Below are 21,331 nucleotides of genomic sequence, written 5' to 3' on the forward strand. Positions count from 1 at the left end.
GCGTATTGCCCTGATTATCGGCAGGGGTTTGCATTTCTTGAGCTTATGGGTTGGGGCAGGGCCACGAAATATTGTTTTGGGTTCAGTTATAAAGCTTTCCAGGTAGCCAGGCAGGTGCTTTTTTCGTGTGTCACCTGTAAGGCGGTCATTGGTTGTGAGTACGCATTCGCCGGCAAGCCTGGCTCCTGCGGGGGGGGGGGATGCGTATGGCTTCCGATCATGCCGGCCGGTCGGCCGCCTCGCTTTTGATTGTGATCTGGCTTTTGATTTTCTTGCCCCCTCGAGAGGCCGAGTGGAGGTTCTGCGCAGTGGGTAAACCGGCATGGATGCCGGTTTAGCCGCGCTGGGCCAAGGATGGCCCATCGCGGCGGGCCACGGAGCAGGACCGGAGCGAGGGCATGCCGAGCATCAGCGAGGCACCGAACGCCAGGGGCAAGAGCCCTTGGTTACTTAGGGCTCTTCCAAGTGACTCGCCGTAAGGGCGAAACCATTAGGCGCCGTTACCGCAGGAATGGATATGTACGCGGTCAACAAAATCCAGGTTGGCTATTAGGCCGCCATCGCTGCGATGCGGCGGCCCGACAAGCCAGCTCCTACAGTGGATTTGGGTGTATTCGGAAGTGATGGGTTGGCGTCGGGCCGTCATCGCTGACAAACCAGCACAGGGGGTATGTGTATGGCTTCCGATCAGGCCGGCCGGTCGGCCGCCTCGCTTTTGATTGTGATCTGGCTTTTGATTTTCTTGCCCCCTCGAGAGGCCGAGTGGAGGTTCTGCGCAGTGGGTAAACCGGCAAGGATGCCGGTTTAGCCGCGCTGGGCCAAGGATGGCCCATCGCGGCGACCCACGGAGCAGGACCGGAGCGAGGGCATGCCGAGCATTAGCGAGGCACCGAACGCCAGGGGCAAGAGCCCTTGGTTACTTGGGGCTCTTCCAAGTGACTCGCTGTAAAAGCGAAACTATAGGTGGCCGTTACCGCAGGAACGGATATGTACACCTGAAAGACAATCATCGTCTGCCAGCACGCCTTCGCCGGCAAGCCTGGCTCCTACGGGCTTTTCCAAGTGACTCGCTGTAAAAGCGAAACCATAAGTGGCCGTTACCGCAGGAATGGATATGTACGCGGTCAACAAGCCACAGGTTGGCTGTCAGGACGCCTTCGCGAGCAGGCTCGCTCCCACAGTTGATTGGGGAGGGCCGCGGGAGATGGGTTGGCTGTCAGGCCGCCTTCGCGAGCAAGCCCGCTCCCACAGTTGATCGGGTAGGGCCGCGGGAGATGGGTTGGCTGTCAGGACGCCTTCGCGAGCAGGCTCGCTCCCACAGTTGATCGGGTAGGGGCGCGGGAGATGGGTTGGCTGTCAGGACGCCTTCGCGAGCAGGCTCGCTCCCACAGTTGATTGGGGAGGGCCGCGGGAGATGGGTTGGCTGTCAGGCCGCCTTCGCGAGCAGGCTCGCTCCCACAGTTGATTGGGGAGGGCCGCGGGAGATGGGTTGGCTGTCAGGCCGCCTTCGCGATCAGGCTCGCTCCCACAGTTGTTCCGGTAGGGCCGGGAGAGATTGGTTGGCTGTGATGATGCCTTCGCCGTTTCAAGCCTGGCTCCGCATGGTGGTGGGCAGGTTGTAAGGGGGGCGTCAGGCGCCGCTAACGAAGAACGGCACCTGAAGCATCAACAGCTATAGCCACGCGATTACGAGGCAATCAACTGCCGCAACACGTAATGCAAGATCCCCCCCGACTTGAAGTATTCCACCTCATTCAGCGTATCAATCCGACACAGCACTTCGATTTTTTCCTGGCTACCGTTTTCCCGAGTGATGACCAGGGTCAAATTCATCCGTGGTGTCAGCTCAACGCCCGTCAGCCCCAGGATGTCCAGGGTTTCCCGGCCAGTCAGGTTCAGGCTCTTGCGGTTCTGGTCGAGCTTGAACTGCAGGGGCAGTACGCCCATGCCCACCAGGTTCGAGCGATGGATGCGTTCGAAGCTTTCGGCGATGACCGCCTTGATCCCCAGCAGGTTAGTGCCCTTGGCGGCCCAGTCGCGGCTGGAGCCGGTGCCGTATTCCTGGCCGGCGATCACCACCAGCGGGGTGCCGGTAGCTTGGTAGCGCATGGCGGCGTCGTAGATCGGCAGTTTTTCGCCGGTAGGGATGTAGTAGGTGTTGCCGCCTTCCTCGCCATGGAGCATTTCGTTGCGGATGCGGATGTTGGCGAAGGTGCCGCGCATCATCACCTGGTGGTTGCCGCGGCGTGAGCCGTAGGAGTTGAAGTCGCGCGGTTCCACGCCTTTCTCGCGCAGGTAGTGGCCTGCCGGGCTGTCGGCCTTGATGTTGCCGGCGGGGGAGATGTGGTCGGTGGTCACCGAGTCGCCGAGCAGGGCGAGGATGCGTGCGCCGCTGATGTCCTTGACCACCGGTGGCGGGCCGCCGATGTCGTCGAAGAACGGCGGATGCTGGATGTAGGTCGAGTCGTCCTGCCAGACGTAGGTGGCCGCTTGCGGTACTTCGATGGCTTGCCATTGTTCGTCGCCAGCGAATACTTCGGCGTATTCCTTGTGGAACATGGCGGTGTTGACCTGTTCGACCGCTTCGGCGATTTCCTGGCTGCTGGGCCAGATGTCGCGCAGGTACACCAACTTGCCGTTCTGGTCTTCGCCCAGGGGCTCTTGGCTGAGGTCGATGCGCACGGTGCCGGCCAGGGCGTAGGCGACCACCAGCGGCGGCGAGGCCAGCCAGTTGGTTTTCACCAGCGGATGGACCCGGCCCTCGAAGTTGCGGTTGCCCGACAGCACCGAGGCCACGGTCAGGTCGGCCTTCTGGATGGCTTGTTCGATGGGCTCCGCCAGCGGCCCGGAGTTGCCGATGCAGGTGGTGCAGCCGTAGCCGACCAGGGCAAAACCCAGGGTGTCGAGGTACTGCGTCAAGCCGGCCGCCTTGTAATAATCGGTGACCACTTTCGAGCCCGGGGCCAGGGAGCTTTTTACCCATGGTTTGCGGCGCAGGCCTTTTTCCACGGCTTTTTTCGCCACCAGCCCGGCCGCCATCATCACGCTCGGGTTGGAGGTGTTGGTGCAGGAGGTGATAGCGGCGATCACCACCGCACCGTTTTTCAGGCGAAGGGTCTGGCCTTCATACTCGTAGTCCACTTCACCGGCCATGTCCGCGTTGCCCACGGCTACGCCGCCACCGCCTTCGCTTTCCAGGCGGCCTTCTTCCTTGCTGGTGGGTTTGAGATGCAGGCCGACGAAGTCGCTGAAGGCTTGCGCCACATTCGGCAGCGACACACGGTCTTGCGGGCGCTTGGGGCCGGCCAGGCTGGCTTCGACGCTGGTCATGTCCAGGGCCAGGCTGTCGGTGAATTGTGGTTCCTGGCCTGGCTGGCGCCACAGGCCTTGCACCTTGCTGTAGGCCTCGACCAGTTTCACCGTGGCGTCGGGGCGGCCAGACAGGCGCAGGTAGTTGAGGGTGACGTCGTCCACCGGGAAGAAGCCGCAGGTGGCGCCATACTCCGGCGCCATGTTGGCGATGGTCGCGCGGTCGGCCAGCGGCAGGTCAGCCAGGCCGTCGCCGTAGAACTCGACGAATTTGCCGACCACGCCTTTCTTGCGCAGCATCTGGGTGACGGTCAGCACCAGGTCGGTGGCGGTGATGCCTTCCTTGAGTTTGCCGGTGAGCTTGAAGCCGATCACTTCGGGAATCAGCATCGACACCGGTTGGCCGAGCATCGCCGCTTCGGCTTCGATACCGCCGACGCCCCAGCCGAGTACGCCGAGGCCGTTGATCATGGTGGTGTGGGAGTCGGTGCCGACCAAGGTGTCGGGGAAGGCGTAGGTGCGGCCGTCTTCGTCCTTGGTCCAGACGGTGCGGCCCAGGTATTCGAGGTTGACCTGGTGGCAGATGCCGGTGCCCGGCGGCACCACGCTGAAGTTGTCGAAGGCGCTCTGGCCCCAGCGCAGGAAGGCGTAACGCTCGCCGTTGCGCTGCATTTCGATGTCGACGTTCTGTTCGAAGGCGCTGCTGGTGGCGAACTTGTCGACCATCACCGAGTGGTCGATCACCAGGTCCACCGGCGACAGCGGGTTGATCCGCTGCGGGTCGCCGCCGGCCTTGGCCATCGCCGCGCGCATGGCGGCCAGGTCGACCACGGCGGGCACGCCGGTGAAGTCTTGCATCAGCACCCGGGCCGGCCGGTACTGGATTTCGCGGTCGGAGCGGCGCTCCTTGAGCCAGGCGGCGATGGCCTTGAGGTCGGCGCCGGTGACGGTCTTGGCGTCTTCCCAGCGCAGCAGGTTTTCCAGCAGCACTTTGAGCGACATGGGCAGCGCGTCCAGGTCGCCGAGGCTTCTGGCGGCCTCCGGCAGGCTGTAATAGTGATAGAGCTTGTCGTCGACTTGCAGGGTTTTAAGGGTGTTCAGGCTATCGAGGGACGGCATTACGATCACTCCTTTGAGTCCGCACGGTGGCGGACTGAGGGGACGGGCAGAGCATTAAACCTAGCCCTGTTTGAAGTTGCTGGCTAATAACTGGACTCTATGGGCAAGTCCGAGGTTCCGAAGTCGGCTATCATGCGCCGGTTTTCGTGACAGACATTGCGTTAGCGCAAGTCTGGGCATCGCGCAGGGGTTGAATGTCTCGCCCTCTGCCCAGGAGTAAGAATGAACACCCTTTTCATGCATTGCCGGCCGGGCTTCGAAGGTGAAGTCTGTTCCGAGATTTCCGACCTCGCCGCCCAACTGAACGTGGCCGGTTATGCCAAGGCCAAGGCCGCCAGCGCCTGCGCCGAGTTTGTCTGCACCGAAGAAGACGGCGCCGAGCGCCTGATGCGCGGGCAGCGTTTTGCCAACCTGATTTTCCCGCGCCAGTGGGCCCGGGGGATTTTCATCGACCTGCCGGAGAGTGATCGCATCAGCGTGATTCTCGCGCACCTGGCGGATTTTCCGACCTGCGGCAGCCTGTGGCTGGAAGTGGTCGATACCAATGATGGCAAGGAGCTGTCGAACTTCTGCAAGAAATTCGAAGGCCCGTTGCGCAAGGCGCTGATTGGCGCCGGCAAGCTGGTGGACGACGCGAACAAGCCGCGCTTGTTGCTGACGTTCAAGAGCGGCCGTGAAGTGTTCGTCGGCCTGGCGGAGTCGAACAATTCGGCGATGTGGCCGATGGGCATTCCGCGTTTGAAATTCCCGCGCGAGGCGCCGAGTCGTTCGACCTTGAAGCTCGAAGAGGCCTGGCATCACTTCATTCCGCGCGACCAATGGGACGAGCGCCTGCACAGCGACATGACCGGGGTCGACCTGGGTGCTGCGCCTGGCGGCTGGACCTGGCAACTGGTCAACCGCGGCATGCTGGTGACCGCCATCGACAATGGCCCGATGGCTGAAAGCTTGATGGACACGGGCCTGGTGCAGCATTTGATGGCCGACGGTTTCACCTTCAAGCCCAAGCAGCCGGTGGACTGGATGGTCTGCGACATCGTCGAGAAGCCGGCGCGTAATGCGGCGATGCTCGAGGAGTGGATCGGCGAGGGGCATTGCCGCGAGGCGGTGGTCAACCTCAAGCTGCCGATGAAGCAGCGTTACGCCGAGGTGAAGCGCTTGCTGGAGCGTATTGCCGAGGGTTTCAAGGCCCGGGGCATTCGCGTGGAGATCGGCTGCAAGCAGCTGTACCACGACCGTGAGGAAGTGACCTGCCATTTGCGCCGGCTGGACGTAAAGAAACCGAAATCCCGCTAGCAACCCGGCTCCCTGTACCGATCGTTCCCACGCTCCGCGTGGGAATGCATTCCGTGACGCTCTGCGTCACATCCAGAGCTGGAACGCGGAGCGTCCCTGGCGGCATTCCCACGCAGAGCGTGGGAACGATCAGTCAGCGGTGTACAATGCCGGCAAGTTTCAGGAGTTAATCATGAGTGAAATGCTTGATAAGCCGGTAGACGGCACCCTCGACGCCACCGGCCTCAACTGCCCGGAGCCGGTGATGATGTTGCACCAGCACATCCGTGACCTGGTGCCTGGCGGCCTGCTCAAGGTGATCGCCACCGATCCGTCGACCCGCCGCGATATCCCCAAGTTCTGTGTGTTTCTCGACCATGAACTGGTAGGGCAGCATGAAGACGCGGGCACCTACCTCTACTGGATCCGCAAAAAATCCAACTGACCCACAAAGCCCTTGTAGGAGCGAGCATGCTCGCGAAAAACCCGAGGGCGCCGCGGGGTGTCAGGCTCCCCGCGTAATCGTTGACGTCCATCGTCGGAACGCCGCCCGGAGCATGCTCGCTCCTACAGGCGAATCCGCTTGCGTGCACTGCGCGTCAGGCGGATCGACAGCATCAGCGCCGCGCAGCTCAGGCCGACGATCAGGCCCTGCCACAGACCGCTCGGGCCGCTTGGCGTGCCCAGCCAGTCGGTCAGGCCCAGGGCGTAGCCCACCGGCAGGCCGATGCCCCAGTAGGCGAACAGGGTCAGGATCATCGTCACCCGGGTGTCCTGATAGCCGCGCAACGCGCCGGCCGCCGTGACCTGGATCGCGTCGGAAAACTGGAACAGCGCCGAATACACGATCAACATCGCCGCCACCTTGATCACCGTCGGGTCCGCCGTGTAGATCGTCGCGATGTGCTCACGCAGCAATAGCATCATGCTCGCCGACAGGCAGGCGTACGCCAACGCCGTGCCCATGCCGACGCCTGCGGCGAAACGCGCTTCACGGGGTTGCTCGCGCCCCAGCGCCTGGCCGACCCGCACGGTCACGGCCATGCCCAGGGAGTAGGGGATCATGAACACCAGCGAGCTGAAGTTGAGGGCGATCTGGTGACCGGCGACCACGGTGGCGCCGAGGCTGCCGATCAACAGGGCGATTACGGCGAAGATGCTCGACTCGGCGAATACGGCAATGCCGATAGGCAGGCCGATGCCCAGCAGGCGCTTGATCACCGACCATTGTGGCCAATCGAAACGGCTGAACAGCTGGCTCGATTGATAGGCCGGCGCCCAGCGCTCCCAGCCGGCCATGCCCAGGGCCATCACCCACATCACGATCGCCGTGGCCCAGCCGCAACCGACGCCGCCCATGGCCGGCACGCCGAAGTGGCCATAGATGAACACGTAGTTCAGCGGAATGTTCAGCGCCAGGCCGCACAGGCCCAGGACCATCGCCGGGCGAGTGCGGCCCAGGCCATCACTGAAGCAGCGCAGCACATGGTAGATCGCGACCGCAGGCAGGCCGCTGGCGATGCCGTGCAGGTACTGCATGCAGGGGCCGATCAGTTCGGGATCGACCTTCATCACGCGCAGGACCGGCTCGGCGCCCAGTAGCAGGCCGGTCGCGATCAGGCCCACCACCAACGCCAGCCACAGCGCCTGACGCACGATCGGGCCGATCTCGCTGTGGGTCCCGGCACCAAAGCGCTGGGCGACTTTCGGCGTGGTGGCCAGCAACGTGCCGGTCATCAACAGGAACACCGGCACCCAGATCGAGTTGCCCAGCGCCACCGCCGCCAGGTCGCGCGGCCCGACCCGGCCAGCCATCACCGCATCGACAAAACCCATCGCCGTGGTGGCCAGTTGCGCGATCATGATCGGCAAGGCCAGGCCGAGCAGGTTTTTCAGCTCCAGGCGGACCCGGGCGGGGCGGGAGAGGGAAGGGCTGGCGGTGTGGGAAGTCACGGAATTCAAGGGCAAAGCGTCCAAAGATTGTTCATGCGCGGCTGCGCATTCTACGCGTTGACGCAGCGGTCAGGAAAAGACTGTGTTGGGGATTTGTAATCCCACCCCTCCCTCTGTAGGAGCGAGCATGCTCCGGGCGGCGTTCCGACGATGGACGTCAACGATGACGTGGGAAAGCTGACACCCCGCGGCGCTCTCAGGTTCATCGTCGGAACGCCGCCCGGAGCATGCTCGCTCCTACAAGGGATCGGTGATCAGTGATCGATGATCGGGGAGGGCATCGGCGCTAGGCGCAAGACATCAACTACGCCTACACTGCCGGTCCGCCAAAGGAGCCTGACATGCTGATCGTTGCCGACGAAAATATCCCCCTGCTCGACGCTTTCTTCCAGACATTCGGTGAAATCCGCCGGGTGCCGGGGCGTTCCATCGACCGCGCCACCGTCGAACAGGCCGATGTACTGCTGGTGCGTTCGGTCACCCGCGTCGACCGTGCATTGCTCGAAGGCAGCAAGGTGCGTTTTGTCGGCACCTGCACCATCGGCACCGATCACCTGGACCTGGAGTACTTTCAACAGACCGGCATCACCTGGTCCAGCGCGCCGGGCTGCAACGCCCGGGGCGTGGTCGACTACGTACTCGGCAGCCTGCTGACCCTGGCTGAAATCGAAGGCGCCGACCTGACCCAACGCACCTACGGCGTGGTGGGTGCTGGTGAGGTCGGGGGACGACTGGTCAAGGTCCTGCAGGGGCTGGGCTGGAAGGTGCTGGTCTGCGATCCGCCACGCCAGGCCGCCGAGGGTGGCGACTACGTCAGCCTTGAACAGATCATCGAGCAGTGCGATGTCATCAGCTTGCACACCCCGCTGACCCGCAAGGGCGCCCAGCCCACTTGGCACCTGTTCGATCAACGCCGCCTGAACCAACTCAAGCCCGGCACCTGGCTGATCAACGCCAGCCGTGGCCCGGTAGTGGGCAACACCGCCTTGCGAGAGGTGCTGCTGCAGCGCGAAGACCTGCAGGCGGTGCTCGATGTCTGGGAGGGCGAGCCCGAAGTCGATGTGGCCCTGGCCGAACTCTGCGTGCTGGCCACGCCGCACATTGCCGGGTACAGCCTCGATGGCAAGCAGCGCGGCACGGCGCAGATCTATCAGGCGTACTGCGAGTTCCTCGGGCAAGCGCCCCAGGTCAGCCTCGGCGACTTGCTGCCAGCCCCGTGGCTGTCGCAGGTGACCTTGAGCGGGGATACCGACCCGGCGTGGGCCCTGGCGATGTTGTGCCGTGGCGTGTACGACCCGCGCCGTGACGATGCGGATTTTCGCCGCAGCCTGGTCGGCCGTGTGAGCGAGCAGCGTGCGGCGTTCGATGTGTTGCGCAAGAACTACCCGTCACGACGGGAGATCGACGGGTTGCAGGTGCGTATCGACGGGGATGCGCCAGCGTTGCAGCAGATCGTGGCGGCGCTGGGCGCGACGGTCATTTGAATATCCGCCAATAAAAAACCCGGCCCTCAAAGGGCCGGGTCAATGAAGACGGTGGTTACATCACTTCTCTTCGGCAGGCTTGACCAATCGCTTCTCCAGTTCTTTGCACGCTTTCTGGATCATCTTTTCAGTGATCGGTACTTCGCGGCCCTGTTCATCGATTATCGAGCATCCCAGAGACTGGTCTGGCTGCGTGCGGATCACTTGAATCTTGTCATCGCTGCGTTGTTGCAAGGACATGGCCTGTCTCCTCATCAGGTTGTGTGCCTAGATTAAAACCGTCAGGTGACCAGGCTGTGACAACTCCCTGCGATCGCTCCTGAACGGCATCGCCAGTCGACCAGAAATATCCCGACATGGCTACCCGAACTTTAGACCAATACTGTCTAGGCACTAGACTGCATGGTCATAATTAACCTGACTCATTCTGATTCAGCCATTGCACCTTGTTGGTCGGTGTACGCTGGTCCTGTTTATGGCTCCTTTCTGGATGATGCCAATGCTCACTGTTCGTCACCGTCGTGCGCTCCGCCTGGCCGGTCGTTTCATCGCACCTTACCGCTGGCAGGCACTGGGCGCCCTGTTCGCGCTGGTCGTCACGGCGGGTATTACCTTGTCCATGGGGCAGGGCATTCGACTGCTGGTGGACCAGGGTTTCATGACCCAGTCCCCGCATTTGCTCAACCAGTCCATCGCTCTGTTCATGTTGTTGGTGATCGGCCTGGCGGTCGGCACCTTTGCGAGGTTTTACCTGGTGTCGTGGATCGGCGAGCGTTGCGTCGCCGACATCCGTCGCCGGGTGTTCAACCATTTGGTGTACCTGCACCCGGGTTTCTACGAGGACAACCGCAGTTCCGAGATCCAGTCGCGCCTGACCGCCGATACCACGCTGCTGCAATCGGTGATCGGCTCGTCCCTGTCATTGTTTCTGCGCAACTTGCTGATGGTGATTGGCGGGATTGTCCTGCTGTTTGTCACCAATCCAAAACTCACCAGCATCGTGGTGGTCGCCTTGCCGTTGGTGATCGCGCCGATCCTGATTTTTGGCCGCCGGGTGCGCAGCCTGTCGCGCCTGAGCCAGGACCGGATTGCCGACATCGGCAGCTACGTGTCCGAGACCCTGGGCCAGATCAAGACCGTGCAGGCCTACAACCACCAGGCCCAGGACGAACAGCGGTTCGCCGTCACCGTGGAGGAGGCGTTCGACACCGCGCGCAAGCGTATTTTTCAGCGCGCCTGGCTGATTACCCTGGTGATCGTGCTGGTGTTGGGCGCCGTCGGCGTGATGCTCTGGGTTGGCGGCATGGACGTGATTGCCGGGCGGATTTCCGCGGGTGAGCTGGCGGCGTTTGTCTTCTACAGCCTGATCGTCGGCAGTGCGTTCGGCACCTTGAGTGAGGTGATCGGCGAGTTGCAGCGCGCAGCGGGCGCGGCAGAACGGATCGCCGAATTGCTGCGGGCGCAGAACATCATCCAGCCGCCGTCCACTGGCCTGGTGACCTTGCCCGAGCGGGTGAAGGGTGACCTGGTGTTGCAGGATGTGCGCTTTAGCTACCCATCGCGCCCTGAAAGCTACGCCGTCGACGGCCTGAGCCTGACCATTCAGGCCGGGGAGACCCTGGCGTTGGTCGGGCCGTCCGGGGCGGGAAAATCGACGGTGTATGACCTGCTGCTGCGCTTTTACGACCCCGCCGAAGGGCGCATCCTGCTCGATGGCGTGCCCCTGACCCAACTCGATCCGCTGGACCTGCGGCGCTGCTTTGCACTGGTGTCGCAAACCCCGGCGCTGTTTTTCGGCAGCATCGAAGACAACCTGCGCTACGGCAACCCGACGGCGACCTCGGAGGAGGTCCGCGAGGCGGCAAAAATCGCCTATGCCCACGACTTCATCGAAGCCATGCCCAACGGTTACCAGACGCACCTGGGCGACGGCGGCCTCGGCTTGTCCGGCGGCCAGCGCCAGCGCCTGGCCATCGCCCGCGCGTTGCTGGTGGATGCGCCCATCCTGCTGCTGGACGAAGCCACCAGCGCCCTCGACGCCCAGAGCGAGCACCTGATCCAGCAGGCATTACCCAGCCTGATGAAAAACCGCACCACCCTGGTCATCGCCCACCGCCTGGCCACCGTCAAAAACGCCGATCGCATTGCGGTGATGGACCAGGGCAAGTTGGTGGCAGTGGGCACGCACCAGTCGCTGATTGCGAGCAACGCGCTGTATGCACGGTTGGCGGCGTTGCAGTTCAGTGATAAACGCGAGGTTTCGTGAGATGGAGTTGTTGAGCGACCCAGTAACCGACCCAGTAACTCACCCGGTAACGGCGCTCTGAAATATGCAGAAATTGCGCATATCAGCGGTCTCATCTCAGTGGGCTAATCTTGTGCAATCCGCATATTCAGGGAGGGCAACGGAATGCCCATCGCCGCAAATGGGTGTCGCCTGCGCAAGTCCAGATTTGCTGAACAGGGTCGCCTCTATCTGCTGACAACAGTCACTCAACAGCGCCAGCCGGTATTTGCTGATTGGCGTTTGGGTCGTCTTTTGGTGGATCAACTGCGCTGCGCTGATGAAAGCGCGTCGGTCACTTCCATGGCCTGGGTCGTAATGCCGGATCACCTGCATTGGCTGATTGAATTGAAAAATGGGTCCCTGGCGGAGTTGATGTGCCGCATCAAATCCAGAAGCAGCCGTTCGATCAATCTGGTGCGCGGTGAGCAGGGGCGATTGTGGCAGCGGGGGTATTACGATCGCGCGTTACGGCGTGATGAGGATATCAAGGGAGCTGCGCGGTATATCGTCATGAATCCGTTGCGGGCCGGGTTGGTTTCCAGGGTTGGCGAATATCCCTTGTGGGATGCCATTTGGATTTGAGAATCAGAATCAAAAGATCGCAGCCTGCGGCAGCTCCTACAGTGGGACGGTGTACACCCCGTAGGAGCTGCCGCAGACTGCGATCTTTTGACCTTGCTTCAATCAAACTCACTGATCGTCGAAATACCGCTCATGCCAATCCACCAGCGGTTGCGGCGAGTTGAGTTTCTGGCCGTAGATCACTGAATACGACAGCACGTTCTGTACGTACTGGCGGGTTTCGTCGAACGGGATGCTTTCCACCCAGACGTCGAAGCTCAGGTGATCGGCACCACGCAGCCATTGGCGCACGCGGCCGGGGCCGGCGTTGTAGGCGGCGGAGGCGAGGACGCGGTTGCCGTTGAACTGGCTGTGAACCTGGCTCAGGTAAGCCGCGCCCAGCTGGATGTTCTTGTCCGGGTTGAACACCTGCTGCGGCGAGGCCAGCGGAATGCTGAACTTGCGCGCGGTTTCCTTGGCGGTGCCCGGCATCAATTGCATCAGGCCGCTCGCACCGACGCTGGAACGGGCATCTTCCATGAAGGCGCTTTCCTGGCGGGTGATGGCAAATACCCAGCTTGAGTGCAGGCCACGGACCTTGGCTTCACGCACCAGGGTGTCGCGGTGGGCCATCGGGAAGCGAATGTCCAGGTCGTCCCAGTACTGCGCCTGGCTGATGGTGCGAATCGCCGGGAAATACCATTTCAGGTCGTAGGCCAGTTTCGCCTGGGCAACCATTTCATCGCGACTGAAGTGGCGGCTGACGTGATACCACTCGCGGCGACCGTCGACGATCTGTCCGCGGGCATGAAACTCCAGGGCGCGGCGTATGCCAGGGGTGTTACGCACCTTGTTGATCAGTGCCTGGCTGAGCACCAGCGGTTTGTTGTTCAGTGAATACGGCGACTGCGAACGGTCGGCGGCGAGGAAGCCATAGAAATCGCGCTCGCGGGCCAGGCTCTTATAGAGATTGAGTGCCTCGGGGTTTTGCGGCTGCGCCAGTTCCAGGCTGCGGGCCTGCCAGTAGCGCCAGCGGTTGGTGGTGGCCAGGTCCTGGGGCAGGCGGCGAGTCAACTGGTAGGCATCGTCCCAGCGCGCCAGGCGCAGCAACAAACGCATGCGCCACTCAGACACCGTGTTGTCGCGCAGTTCCGGGTCGTATTTGGTCATCATGTCCAGCGCGCGGCTGTCGAAACGTCGCGCCAGGGTCAGCCCGATTTCCCGGGCGATGGCCACTTTTTCGTCGCGCGAGAAGTGCATGCTGCTGGCGTAACCGTCGAGCAGGGCCATGGCCCTGTCCGGATCCTGACGGGCTAAGCGGCGCAGGCCGAGGCTGACAATGTCCGACATCGGTTCGTCGGCCGGGGCGAAGCGCGACGGCGAATTGAGCAGCTCGGGATTCTGGGCTACATCGACCAGCAGGCGACCACGGGGGGCCAGGGTGGTCAAGCCATTGACCAGGCTGTTGGCCAGTGGGTAATTGCGTGCCTGGGCGGCGAGCTTGGCGCGTTCCCAGCGCTTCTGCTCGGTCAACTGGCCTTCGGCGGCCCACATGCCGAACAGGGCATCACAGGCTGCCGGTTGCGTTTTACCGCTCAGCCAGAGCTTGTTGGCGTTGGCGTAGCCTTCGGTCTTTTGGTTGTGGCTGATCTGGTACTGCGCGTTGAGGCAGTCCAGTTCGGTGAAATTCATCTTGGGGTCGTAGTACTTGACGAAGGTCGCCCAGTCGCCGCGTTCCGCCAGCCAGCGCAACCAGCGCAGCTTCATCCAGTTGGCCTGGGGCAGGTCACCGTGTTCGGCGAGGAACTTCTCAATCTCGGCATTGCTCGCGGTTTTCAAGCGCGCGGTCAGCTCGTCGTAAGCCAGGTACGGCTCCAGCGGATAGTCGGCCAGGGCCTGGCTGTAGCGGAAATACGGCCCTGTGTCGCCCTTCGCCAGGGCGCGCTTGGCTTCATCGTAGTATTGGCGTTGGGTAGACAGGTCCACCGCCTGTGCGGATTGAACGGCAGCGGCAGAAAGTAGAAAACATGACAAAAAATTGAGAAGGCGACTGCGCATGAGACGTCCGGACAGAAAAAACATGACAAGTGCTGGCAATGCCCGCACTGATTATCTGTAGCTTAGCCTTTTGCCAGCAACGGGCGAAAGCTTTGCCGACCGGTCTGCATCAGTTCGCAACATTTGTTGTGCAGAGTGCTGCGAAGGTGAAATTGCCGGCCTGCTGGAGCCCCGTTTCAGGTAGAATGCGCGCCCGGTTTTTGGAGAAGCTCATGACCCTGCTCAAATTCAGCGATGTGTCCCTTGCTTTCGGCGCTATGCCGTTGTTGGACAAGGTGTCCTGGCAGATCGCCCGTGGAGAGCGGGTGTGCATCATCGGCCGCAACGGCACTGGCAAATCCAGCATGATGAAGCTCGTCAAGGGCGACCAGAAGCCCGATGACGGCTCGGTTTGGCGCGCATCCGGGCTCAAGATTGGCGAATTGCCGCAAGAATTGCCAGTAGCCGACGAGCGGACAGTGTTCGACGTGGTTGCCGAAGGCCTGGACGGTGTCGGCGCGTTGCTCGCCGAGTATCACCACCTGAGCCAGAACTGCGTCACCGATGCCGATCTGGACAAGCTGATGCACGTCCAGCACGACCTCGAAGCCCGCGACGGCTGGCGTTTGCAGACCTTGGTCGACAGCACCCTGAGTCGCCTGCAGTTGCCGGCGGACAAGACCCTCGCCGAATTGTCCGGTGGCTGGCGTCGTCGCGTGCTGCTGGCCCAGGCCCTGGTGTCCGAGCCAGACCTGCTGTTGCTCGACGAGCCGACCAACCACCTGGATATCGGTGCAATCGCCTGGCTGGAAGAGGCGCTGAAGGATTTCCAGGGCGCCGTGCTGTTCATCACGCACGACCGTTCCTTCCTGCAGAACCTGGCGACCCGCATCCTGGAACTGGATCGCGGTGGCCTGATCGACTGGAACGGCGACTACGCCAGTTTCCTGGTGCACAAGGAAGCCGAGCTGGCCGCCGAAGCCACCGCCAACGCGCTGTTCGACAAGCGCCTGGCCCAGGAAGAAGTGTGGATTCGCCAGGGCATCAAGGCCCGTCGTACCCGTAACGAAGGCCGCGTACGCGCGCTGAAAGCCCTGCGCGTCGAGCGCAGCGAGCGTCGTGAGCGCACCGGCAAGGCCAACATCCAGCTGGAAACGGCCGACAAGTCCGGCAAGCAGGTGATGGTGCTCGAGAACGTGAGCTTCGCTCACCCGGGTGGTCCGTTCCTGATCAAGGACTTCTCCATGGTGCTGCAGCGCGGCGACCGTATCGGCCTGCTCGGCGCCAACGGCACCGGCAAGACCACGCTGCTGAAATTGATGCTCAGTGGCCTGCAGCCGACCAGTGGCAAGGTGGAAGAAGGCACCAAGATCGACGTCGCCTACTTCGACCAGTTGCGCCATCAGTTGGACCTGGAAAAGACCGTGATCGATAACGTCGCCGAAGGTCGCGACTTCATCGATATCGACGGCCAGAGCCGCCACGTGCTGAGCTACCTCGGCGACTTCCTGTTCAGCCCACAGCGTGCCCGCACGCCGGTCAAGGCGCTGTCCGGTGGCGAGCGTGCCCGCCTGTTGCTGGCCAAGCTGTTCAGCAAGCCGGCGAACCTGCTGGTGCTCGACGAACCGACCAACGACCTCGACGTTGAAACCCTCGAACTGCTCGAAGAAGTGTTGCTGACCTTCAACGGCACCGTGTTGATGGTCAGCCACGACCGGGCATTCCTCGACAACGTGGTTACCAGCACCCTGGTCTTCGAAGGTGAAGGCAAGGTTCGCGAGTATGTTGGCGGTTATCAGGACTGGCTGCGCCAGGGCGGTTCGCCGCGCCTGCTGGGCGTGACCGAGAGCAAGTCCGGCAAGGCCGACCTCAACTCCGCCGTGGTCAAGGCCGAGCCCGCGCCTGTTGCAGCCGCCGTCGAGGCGCCAGTGGCGAAGAAGAAGCTCAGCTACAAGGTGCAGCGAGAGCTGGAAGCGTTGCCTGGGCAGATCGAAGCCATGGAACAGCAGATCGTCGCGGTTGAGGGGCAGATGGCCGATGCGGGCTTCTACCTGCGTCCGGCTGCGGAAACCGCCGCGGTGATTGCTCAGCTTGCGCAGTTGCAGGCTGAACTCGACATCATGGTCGAGCGCTGGGCCGAGCTGGATGCCTGATTGATCCGGCAATAAAAAAGCCCGGCTTCACGCACGTGAACGCCGGGCTTTTCATATGCAACGCAAATCCTCCCCTGTAGGAGCATGCTCGCTCCTACAGGGGGCGGTGTTGTCAGCTTTTGCTTTGCAGGCGCACTGCAAGCACATCGCAAGGCGCACCGTGCAGCACGTCGTTGGCCGTAGAGCCCAGCAGCAGTGCCAGGCCATGGCGGCCGTGACTGCCGACCACGATCATGTCGCACCCTTGCTCCTTGGCCAGGTGGTGGATTTCCTGGCGTGGCTGGCCGTAGGTCAGGTGGCTGTATTCCCTGGAGAGCTCAGGGTATTTCACGATCAGGCGATCGAGTCGCTCCTTGGCCTGGTCGAACTGCTGTTGTTGCAGTTGTGACAGGTCCATTGGCACATCGCCACCAAAGGCCATGGCCATGGGCTCGACGATATGCACCAGGGACAATTTCGCCCCGTTGCTCACCGCCAGCTCGCGAGCACGGTGGATGACAGGGTCGCACTCTTCGGTCAGGTCTACAGCGACCAGAATGTGGTTGTAGGGCATGAGGTGCTCCTCCTGAGGGTTGCAATATTGGTAAGTATGGCTGGTTTCAAGCGCAGTGTTTCCAAAGTGACTCAATGCGCTCATCAAGAATCGGGAGTACAGATATGACGGTCTGGATAGTGGTGTCAATCCTGCTGGTGGTGTTGAGCCCCTTGGCATGGCTGCGACCCTCGCGCCATCAGAGTGGTCGCATGGCCCTGCGCATGGAGGCGCGACGCATTGGCCTGGCCATGCAGCTGGCGCCTCAGGAATGGCCGCACTGGCTCGTCCAGGAACCGCCAAACCCTTGTGCGCAGTACCACCGACCACGGCGGGGCAATCAGCCGGCGTGCTGGAGTTATTGGCAGAAATCACCGGGTTTGTGGGTCAACCAATGGCAGGAACCCTGCGAGGATCGGGCACTGCTAAATCATTTCGAAAAATTGCCAGACAACGTCTACAAGGTCGAGGCTGACAAGCAGATGATCACCCTGTATTGGGGAGAGAAGGGCGACGCAGCCGTTTTGCAAAATATCGATGCTACCCTCAAGGCGCTGGCCTGAACCCCGCAGACACCCCCATCCCCTGTAGGAGCTGCCGCAGGCTGCGATCTTTCGATTTTTTAAAAGCAAGATCAAAAGATCGCAGCCTGCGGCAGCTCCTACAAGGGCGCGCGTGATTTTTTGCAGGCAATAAAAAGCCCGACAACGTCATCGGGCGGGTTGGCCAGGCAGGCCGGTAATTCGGTTTGGGCTGATCTTACGCTGGGCATTCGCCAAAAGCGTTCAGTTTTTTCCCCAGGTTTCGCCAGCGTAGCTTGTTAAACAAAGGCTGCAGTGAATTAGGGCGAATTTTCTAAAGATTGATTCTATGAATGATTGCTCATGCAACCTCGTGTTGCAGGCCTTCGTCCTACAGAAATGACCGCCAAGTCGCCTCTCAACCCACACTTTGGGCGATTGACAATTGTCGGAATTTCCGTGAAGGTGGCGTACCCAAATCAAACGGGCGTATGAAATGAGCGTTTGTACGACAAACAGCTCCTACAGAATCCCGACTATCGCGTTGGCGGGTGTGCCGGGTGGATAGGCGTAGCATCGACGAGTGACGTCCCTGCCAGCCATCCGCCTGCGTCCGGCGTGTACTGTTCAGCTTCCATATCGTGGAGATCAGTTGATGATTTACGAAGGTAAAGCCATCACGGTTAAGGCTCTTGAAAGTGGCATCGTCGAACTGAAGTTCGACCTCAAGGGTGAGTCCGTCAACAAGTTCAACCGTCTAACCCTGAACGAACTGCGTCAGGCCGTGGACGCCATCAAGGCAGATGCTTCGATCAAGGGTGTGATCGTCAGCAGTGGCAAGGACGTGTTCATCGTCGGCGCCGACATCACCGAATTCGTCGACAACTTCAAGCTGCCGGATGCAGAGCTTGTGGCTGGCAACCTCGAAGCCAACAAGATTTTCAGCGATTTCGAAGACCTCAACGTCCCGACTGTCGCCGCGATCAATGGCATCGCGTTGGGCGGTGGTCTGGAAATGTGCCTGGCAGCGGACTTTCGCGTCATGTCGACCAAGGCCAAGATCGGCCTGCCGGAAGTCAAGCTGGGCATCTACCCGGGCTTCGGCGGTACCGTGCGCCTGCCGCGCCTGATCGGTACCGATAACGCCATCGAGTGGATCGCCGCCGGCAAGGAAAACCGTCCTGAAGACGCGCTGAAAGTCGGTGCCGTCGATGCCGTGGTTGCCCCTGAAAAGCTCCAGGAAGCTGCGCTGGAAATGATCAAGCGCGCCATTTCCGGCGAGTTCGACTACAAGGCCAAGCGCCAGCCGAAGCTTGAAAAGCTCAAGCTGAACGCAATCGAACAAATGATGGCGTTCGAAACCGCCAAGGGTTTCGTGGCCGGTCAAGCGGGCCCGAACTACCCGGCCCCGGTCGAAGCGATCAAGACCATCCAGAAAGCCGCGAACTTCGGTCGTGACAAGGCCCTGGAAATCGAAGCCGCCGGTTTCGTCAAGCTGGCCAAGACCGCCGCTGCACAGAGCCTGATCGGCCTGTTCCTGAACGATCAGGAGCTGAAGAAAAAAGCCAAGGCCTACGACGAAATCGCCAAGGACGTGAAGCAGGCTGCCGTATTGGGCGCCGGCATCATGGGTGGCGGTATCGCCTATCAGTCGGCGTCCAAAGGCACGCCGATCCTGATGAAGGACATCAACGAGCACGGTATCGAGCAGGGGCTGGCCGAAGCCGCCAAACTGCTGGTTGGCCGCGTTGACAAGGGCCGCATGACCGCCGCGAAAATGGCTGAAGTGCTCAACGGCATTCGTCCGACCCTGTCCTACGGTGATTTCGGTCACGTGGACCTGGTGGTTGAAGCCGTCGTCGAGAACCCGAAGGTCAAGCAAGCCGTACTGGCCGAAGTCGAAGACAAGGTCAAGGAGGACACCATCCTCGCGTCCAACACCTCGACCATTTCCATCACCTTGCTGGCCAAGGCCCTCAAGCGTCCGGAAAACTTTGTCGGCATGCACTTCTTCAACCCGGTGCACATGATGCCGCTGGTGGAAGTGATCCGTGGTGAGAAGTCCAGCGAGCTGGCAGTGGCCACTACCGTTGCCTACGCCAAGAAAATGGGCAAGAACCCGATCGTGGTCAACGATTGCCCGGGCTTTTTGGTCAATCGCGTGCTGTTCCCTTACTTCGGCGGTTTCGCCAAGCTGGTCAGCGCCGGTGTGGACTTCGTCCGTATCGACAAGGTCATGGAAAAGTTCGGCTGGCCGATGGGCCCGGCGTACCTGATGGACGTGGTCGGCATCGACACCGGCCACCACGGTCGCGACGTGATGGCTGAAGGCTTCCCGGACCGCATGAAGGACGACACTCGCTCGGCCGTGGACGTGCTCTACGAAGCCAAGCGCCTGGGCCAGAAGAACGGCAAGGGCTTCTACGCCTACGAGACCGACAAGAAGGGCAAGCAAAAGAAAGTCGCCGACCCATCGGTTCTGGAAGTGCTCAAGCCAATCGTCTTTGAACAGCGCGAAGTCACCGATGAAGACATCATCAACTGGATGATGATCCCACTGTGCCTGGAAACCGTGCGTTGCCTGGAAGACGGCATTGTCGAAACCGCCGCCGAAGCCGACATGGGCCTGGTCTACGGTATCGGTTTCCCTCCATTCCGTGGCGGTGCGCTGCGCTACATCGATTCGATCGGTGTTGCAGAGTTCGTTGCCCTGGCTGACCAGTACGCTGATTTGGGCGCGCTGTACCACCCGACCGCAAAACTGCGTGAAATGGCCAAGACCGGCCAGCGGTTCTTCGGTTAAGCGTCCCAACTTTTGAGCGAGAGTGAAATTTTATGAGCTTGAATCCAAGAGACGTCGTGATTGTCGACTTCGGTCGTACTCCGATGGGCCGCTCCAAGGGCGGCATGCACCGCAACACCCGCGCCGAAGACATGTCGGCGCACCTGATCAGCAAGCTGCTGGAACGCAACGTCAAGGTCGACCCAGCTGAAGTTGAAGACGTGATCTGGGGCTGTGTGAACCAGACCCTGGAGCAGGGCTGGAACATCGCGCGCATGGCGTCGCTGATGACCCAGATCCCGCACACCTCGGCCGGCCAGACCGTCAGTCGCCTGTGTGGCTCGTCGATGAGTGCCCTGCACACGGCTGCGCAAGCGATCATGACCGGTAACGGTGACGTTTTCGTGGTTGGCGGCGTCGAGCATATGGGTCACGTGAGCATGATGCACGGTGTCGATCCGAACCCGCACATGTCGCTGTACGCGGCAAAAGCTTCGGGCATGATGGGCCTGACCGCGGAAATGCTGGGCAAGATGCACGGCATCACTCGCGAACAGCAGGACGCTTTTGGCTTGCGCTCCCACCAACTCGCCCACAAGGCGACCGTGGAAGGCAAGTTCAAGGACGAAATCATCCCGATGCAGGGCTACGACGAGAACGGTTTCCTGAAAACCTTCGACTACGACGAAACCATTCGTCCGGAAACTACCCTGGAAAGCCTGGCGGCTCTCAAGCCTGCTTTCAATCCAAAGGGTGGCACCGTGACCGCTGGTACTTCGTCGCAGATCACCGACGGTGCCTCGTGCATGATCGTGATGTCGGCGCAGCGTGCGCAGGACCTGGGCATCCAGCCTCTGGCGGTAATCCGCTCGATGGCAGTGGCAGGTGTGGACCCGGCGATCATGGGCTATGGTCCAGTACCGGCCACGCACAAAGCATTGAAGCGTGCGGGTCTGAGTATCTCCGACATCGACTACTTCGAGCTCAACGAAGCTTTCGCCGCACAGGCCTTGCCAGTGTTGAAAGATCTGAAAGTGCTCGACAAGATGAACGAGAAGGTTAACCTGCACGGCGGCGCGATCGCCCTGGGTCACCCGTTCGGTTGCTCCGGTGCGCGGATTTCCGGCACTTTGCTGAACGTGATGAAGCAGAATGGCGGCAACCTTGGGGTAGCCACCATGTGCATTGGTCTCGGCCAAGGCATCTCCACCGTCTTCGAACGCGTTTAAGCGTTGCGTTGACGGAAGCCGGGGCCAAGTGCCCCGGTTTTTGTTTTTGCGGATTTTTTTATTTTTTATTTAAAGCTGATTTGAGTGAG

The 21,331-nt window shown here is 61.3% G+C and carries 14 protein-coding genes; 9 read left to right on the top strand and 5 right to left on the bottom strand.

The window, feature by feature from the left end:
* Positions 1–1,686: 1,686 nt before the first annotated feature.
* Positions 1,687–4,428, bottom strand: a complete 2,742-nt coding sequence (gene acnA, locus PSUM_RS15895; RefSeq protein WP_083348540.1) for an aconitate hydratase AcnA — start codon at positions 4,426–4,428, stop codon at positions 1,687–1,689.
* 222 nt (positions 4,429–4,650) lie between these two features.
* Here acnA and rlmM point away from each other — a divergent pair, with 222 nt between their 5' ends.
* Both rlmM and tusA read left to right on the top strand, forming a co-directional pair.
* Positions 4,651–5,724, top strand: coding sequence for a 23S rRNA (cytidine(2498)-2'-O)-methyltransferase RlmM (rlmM, locus tag PSUM_RS15900; protein ID WP_020801362.1), 1,074 nt, complete (start codon positions 4,651–4,653; stop codon positions 5,722–5,724).
* 172 nt (positions 5,725–5,896) lie between these two features.
* The gene (gene tusA / locus PSUM_RS15905; RefSeq protein WP_083348541.1) at positions 5,897–6,148 is read left to right on the top strand and encodes a sulfurtransferase TusA; all 252 of its coding nucleotides are present in this window, start codon (positions 5,897–5,899) and stop codon (positions 6,146–6,148) included.
* A 122-nt stretch (positions 6,149–6,270) separates the two neighbouring features.
* Here the strand turns inward: tusA and PSUM_RS15910 are convergent, their stop codons facing one another.
* Positions 6,271–7,665 (bottom strand): MATE family efflux transporter, encoded by a 1,395-nt coding sequence (locus tag PSUM_RS15910; protein ID WP_083350129.1) that lies wholly within the window; start codon positions 7,663–7,665, stop codon positions 6,271–6,273.
* 332 nt (positions 7,666–7,997) lie between these two features.
* Between PSUM_RS15910 and pdxB the strand changes: the two genes are divergently transcribed.
* Complete coding sequence (pdxB, locus tag PSUM_RS15915; protein WP_083348542.1) at positions 7,998–9,140, top strand: 4-phosphoerythronate dehydrogenase PdxB; 1,143 nt, start codon at positions 7,998–8,000, stop codon at positions 9,138–9,140.
* Positions 9,141–9,200: 60 nt separating this feature from the next.
* On the opposite strand, the gene PSUM_RS15920 is transcribed toward pdxB, so the two are convergent.
* A complete protein-coding gene (locus tag PSUM_RS15920) occupies positions 9,201–9,380 on the bottom strand; it encodes a PA1571 family protein (protein WP_083348543.1) in 180 nt (59 codons plus the stop codon).
* A gap of 259 nt (positions 9,381–9,639) precedes the next feature.
* Here PSUM_RS15920 and PSUM_RS15925 point away from each other — a divergent pair, with 259 nt between their 5' ends.
* Together PSUM_RS15925 and PSUM_RS15930 are read left to right on the top strand one after the other, a co-directional pair.
* Positions 9,640–11,406 (top strand): ABC transporter transmembrane domain-containing protein, encoded by a 1,767-nt coding sequence (locus PSUM_RS15925; protein ID WP_083348544.1) that lies wholly within the window; start codon positions 9,640–9,642, stop codon positions 11,404–11,406.
* Between the two features lie 144 nt (positions 11,407–11,550).
* Entirely contained in the window at positions 11,551–12,009 is a 459-nt protein-coding gene (locus PSUM_RS15930; protein WP_083348545.1) for an REP-associated tyrosine transposase, read from the top strand.
* Positions 12,010–12,117: 108 nt separating this feature from the next.
* Here the strand turns inward: PSUM_RS15930 and PSUM_RS15935 are convergent, their stop codons facing one another.
* Complete coding sequence (locus PSUM_RS15935; RefSeq protein WP_083348546.1) at positions 12,118–14,046, bottom strand: transglycosylase SLT domain-containing protein; 1,929 nt, start codon at positions 14,044–14,046, stop codon at positions 12,118–12,120.
* A gap of 212 nt (positions 14,047–14,258) precedes the next feature.
* Here PSUM_RS15935 and PSUM_RS15940 point away from each other — a divergent pair, with 212 nt between their 5' ends.
* Entirely contained in the window at positions 14,259–16,178 is a 1,920-nt protein-coding gene (locus PSUM_RS15940) for an ATP-binding cassette domain-containing protein (protein WP_083348547.1), read from the top strand.
* A 112-nt stretch (positions 16,179–16,290) separates the two neighbouring features.
* On the opposite strand, the gene PSUM_RS15945 is transcribed toward PSUM_RS15940, so the two are convergent.
* Complete coding sequence (locus tag PSUM_RS15945) at positions 16,291–16,731, bottom strand: universal stress protein (protein ID WP_020800555.1); 441 nt, start codon at positions 16,729–16,731, stop codon at positions 16,291–16,293.
* Positions 16,732–16,835: 104 nt separating this feature from the next.
* On the opposite strand from PSUM_RS15945, the gene PSUM_RS15950 reads away from it, so the two are divergent.
* From PSUM_RS15950 to fadA, 3 genes are all read left to right on the top strand, one after another.
* Positions 16,836–17,273, top strand: coding sequence for a hypothetical protein (locus PSUM_RS15950; protein ID WP_083348548.1), 438 nt, complete (start codon positions 16,836–16,838; stop codon positions 17,271–17,273).
* A gap of 613 nt (positions 17,274–17,886) precedes the next feature.
* The gene (fadB, locus tag PSUM_RS15955; RefSeq protein ID WP_033045453.1) at positions 17,887–20,034 is read left to right on the top strand and encodes a fatty acid oxidation complex subunit alpha FadB; all 2,148 of its coding nucleotides are present in this window, start codon (positions 17,887–17,889) and stop codon (positions 20,032–20,034) included.
* Positions 20,035–20,066: 32 nt separating this feature from the next.
* Positions 20,067–21,242: an acetyl-CoA C-acyltransferase FadA gene (fadA, locus tag PSUM_RS15960; protein WP_033045454.1), complete on the top strand. Its 1,176-nt coding sequence runs from the start codon at positions 20,067–20,069 to the stop codon at positions 21,240–21,242.
* The last annotated feature ends 89 nt before the right edge of the window (positions 21,243–21,331 follow it).

This window comes from Pseudomonas umsongensis (genome assembly GCF_002236105.1).
GTDB lineage: Bacteria > Pseudomonadota > Gammaproteobacteria > Pseudomonadales > Pseudomonadaceae > Aquipseudomonas > Aquipseudomonas umsongensis.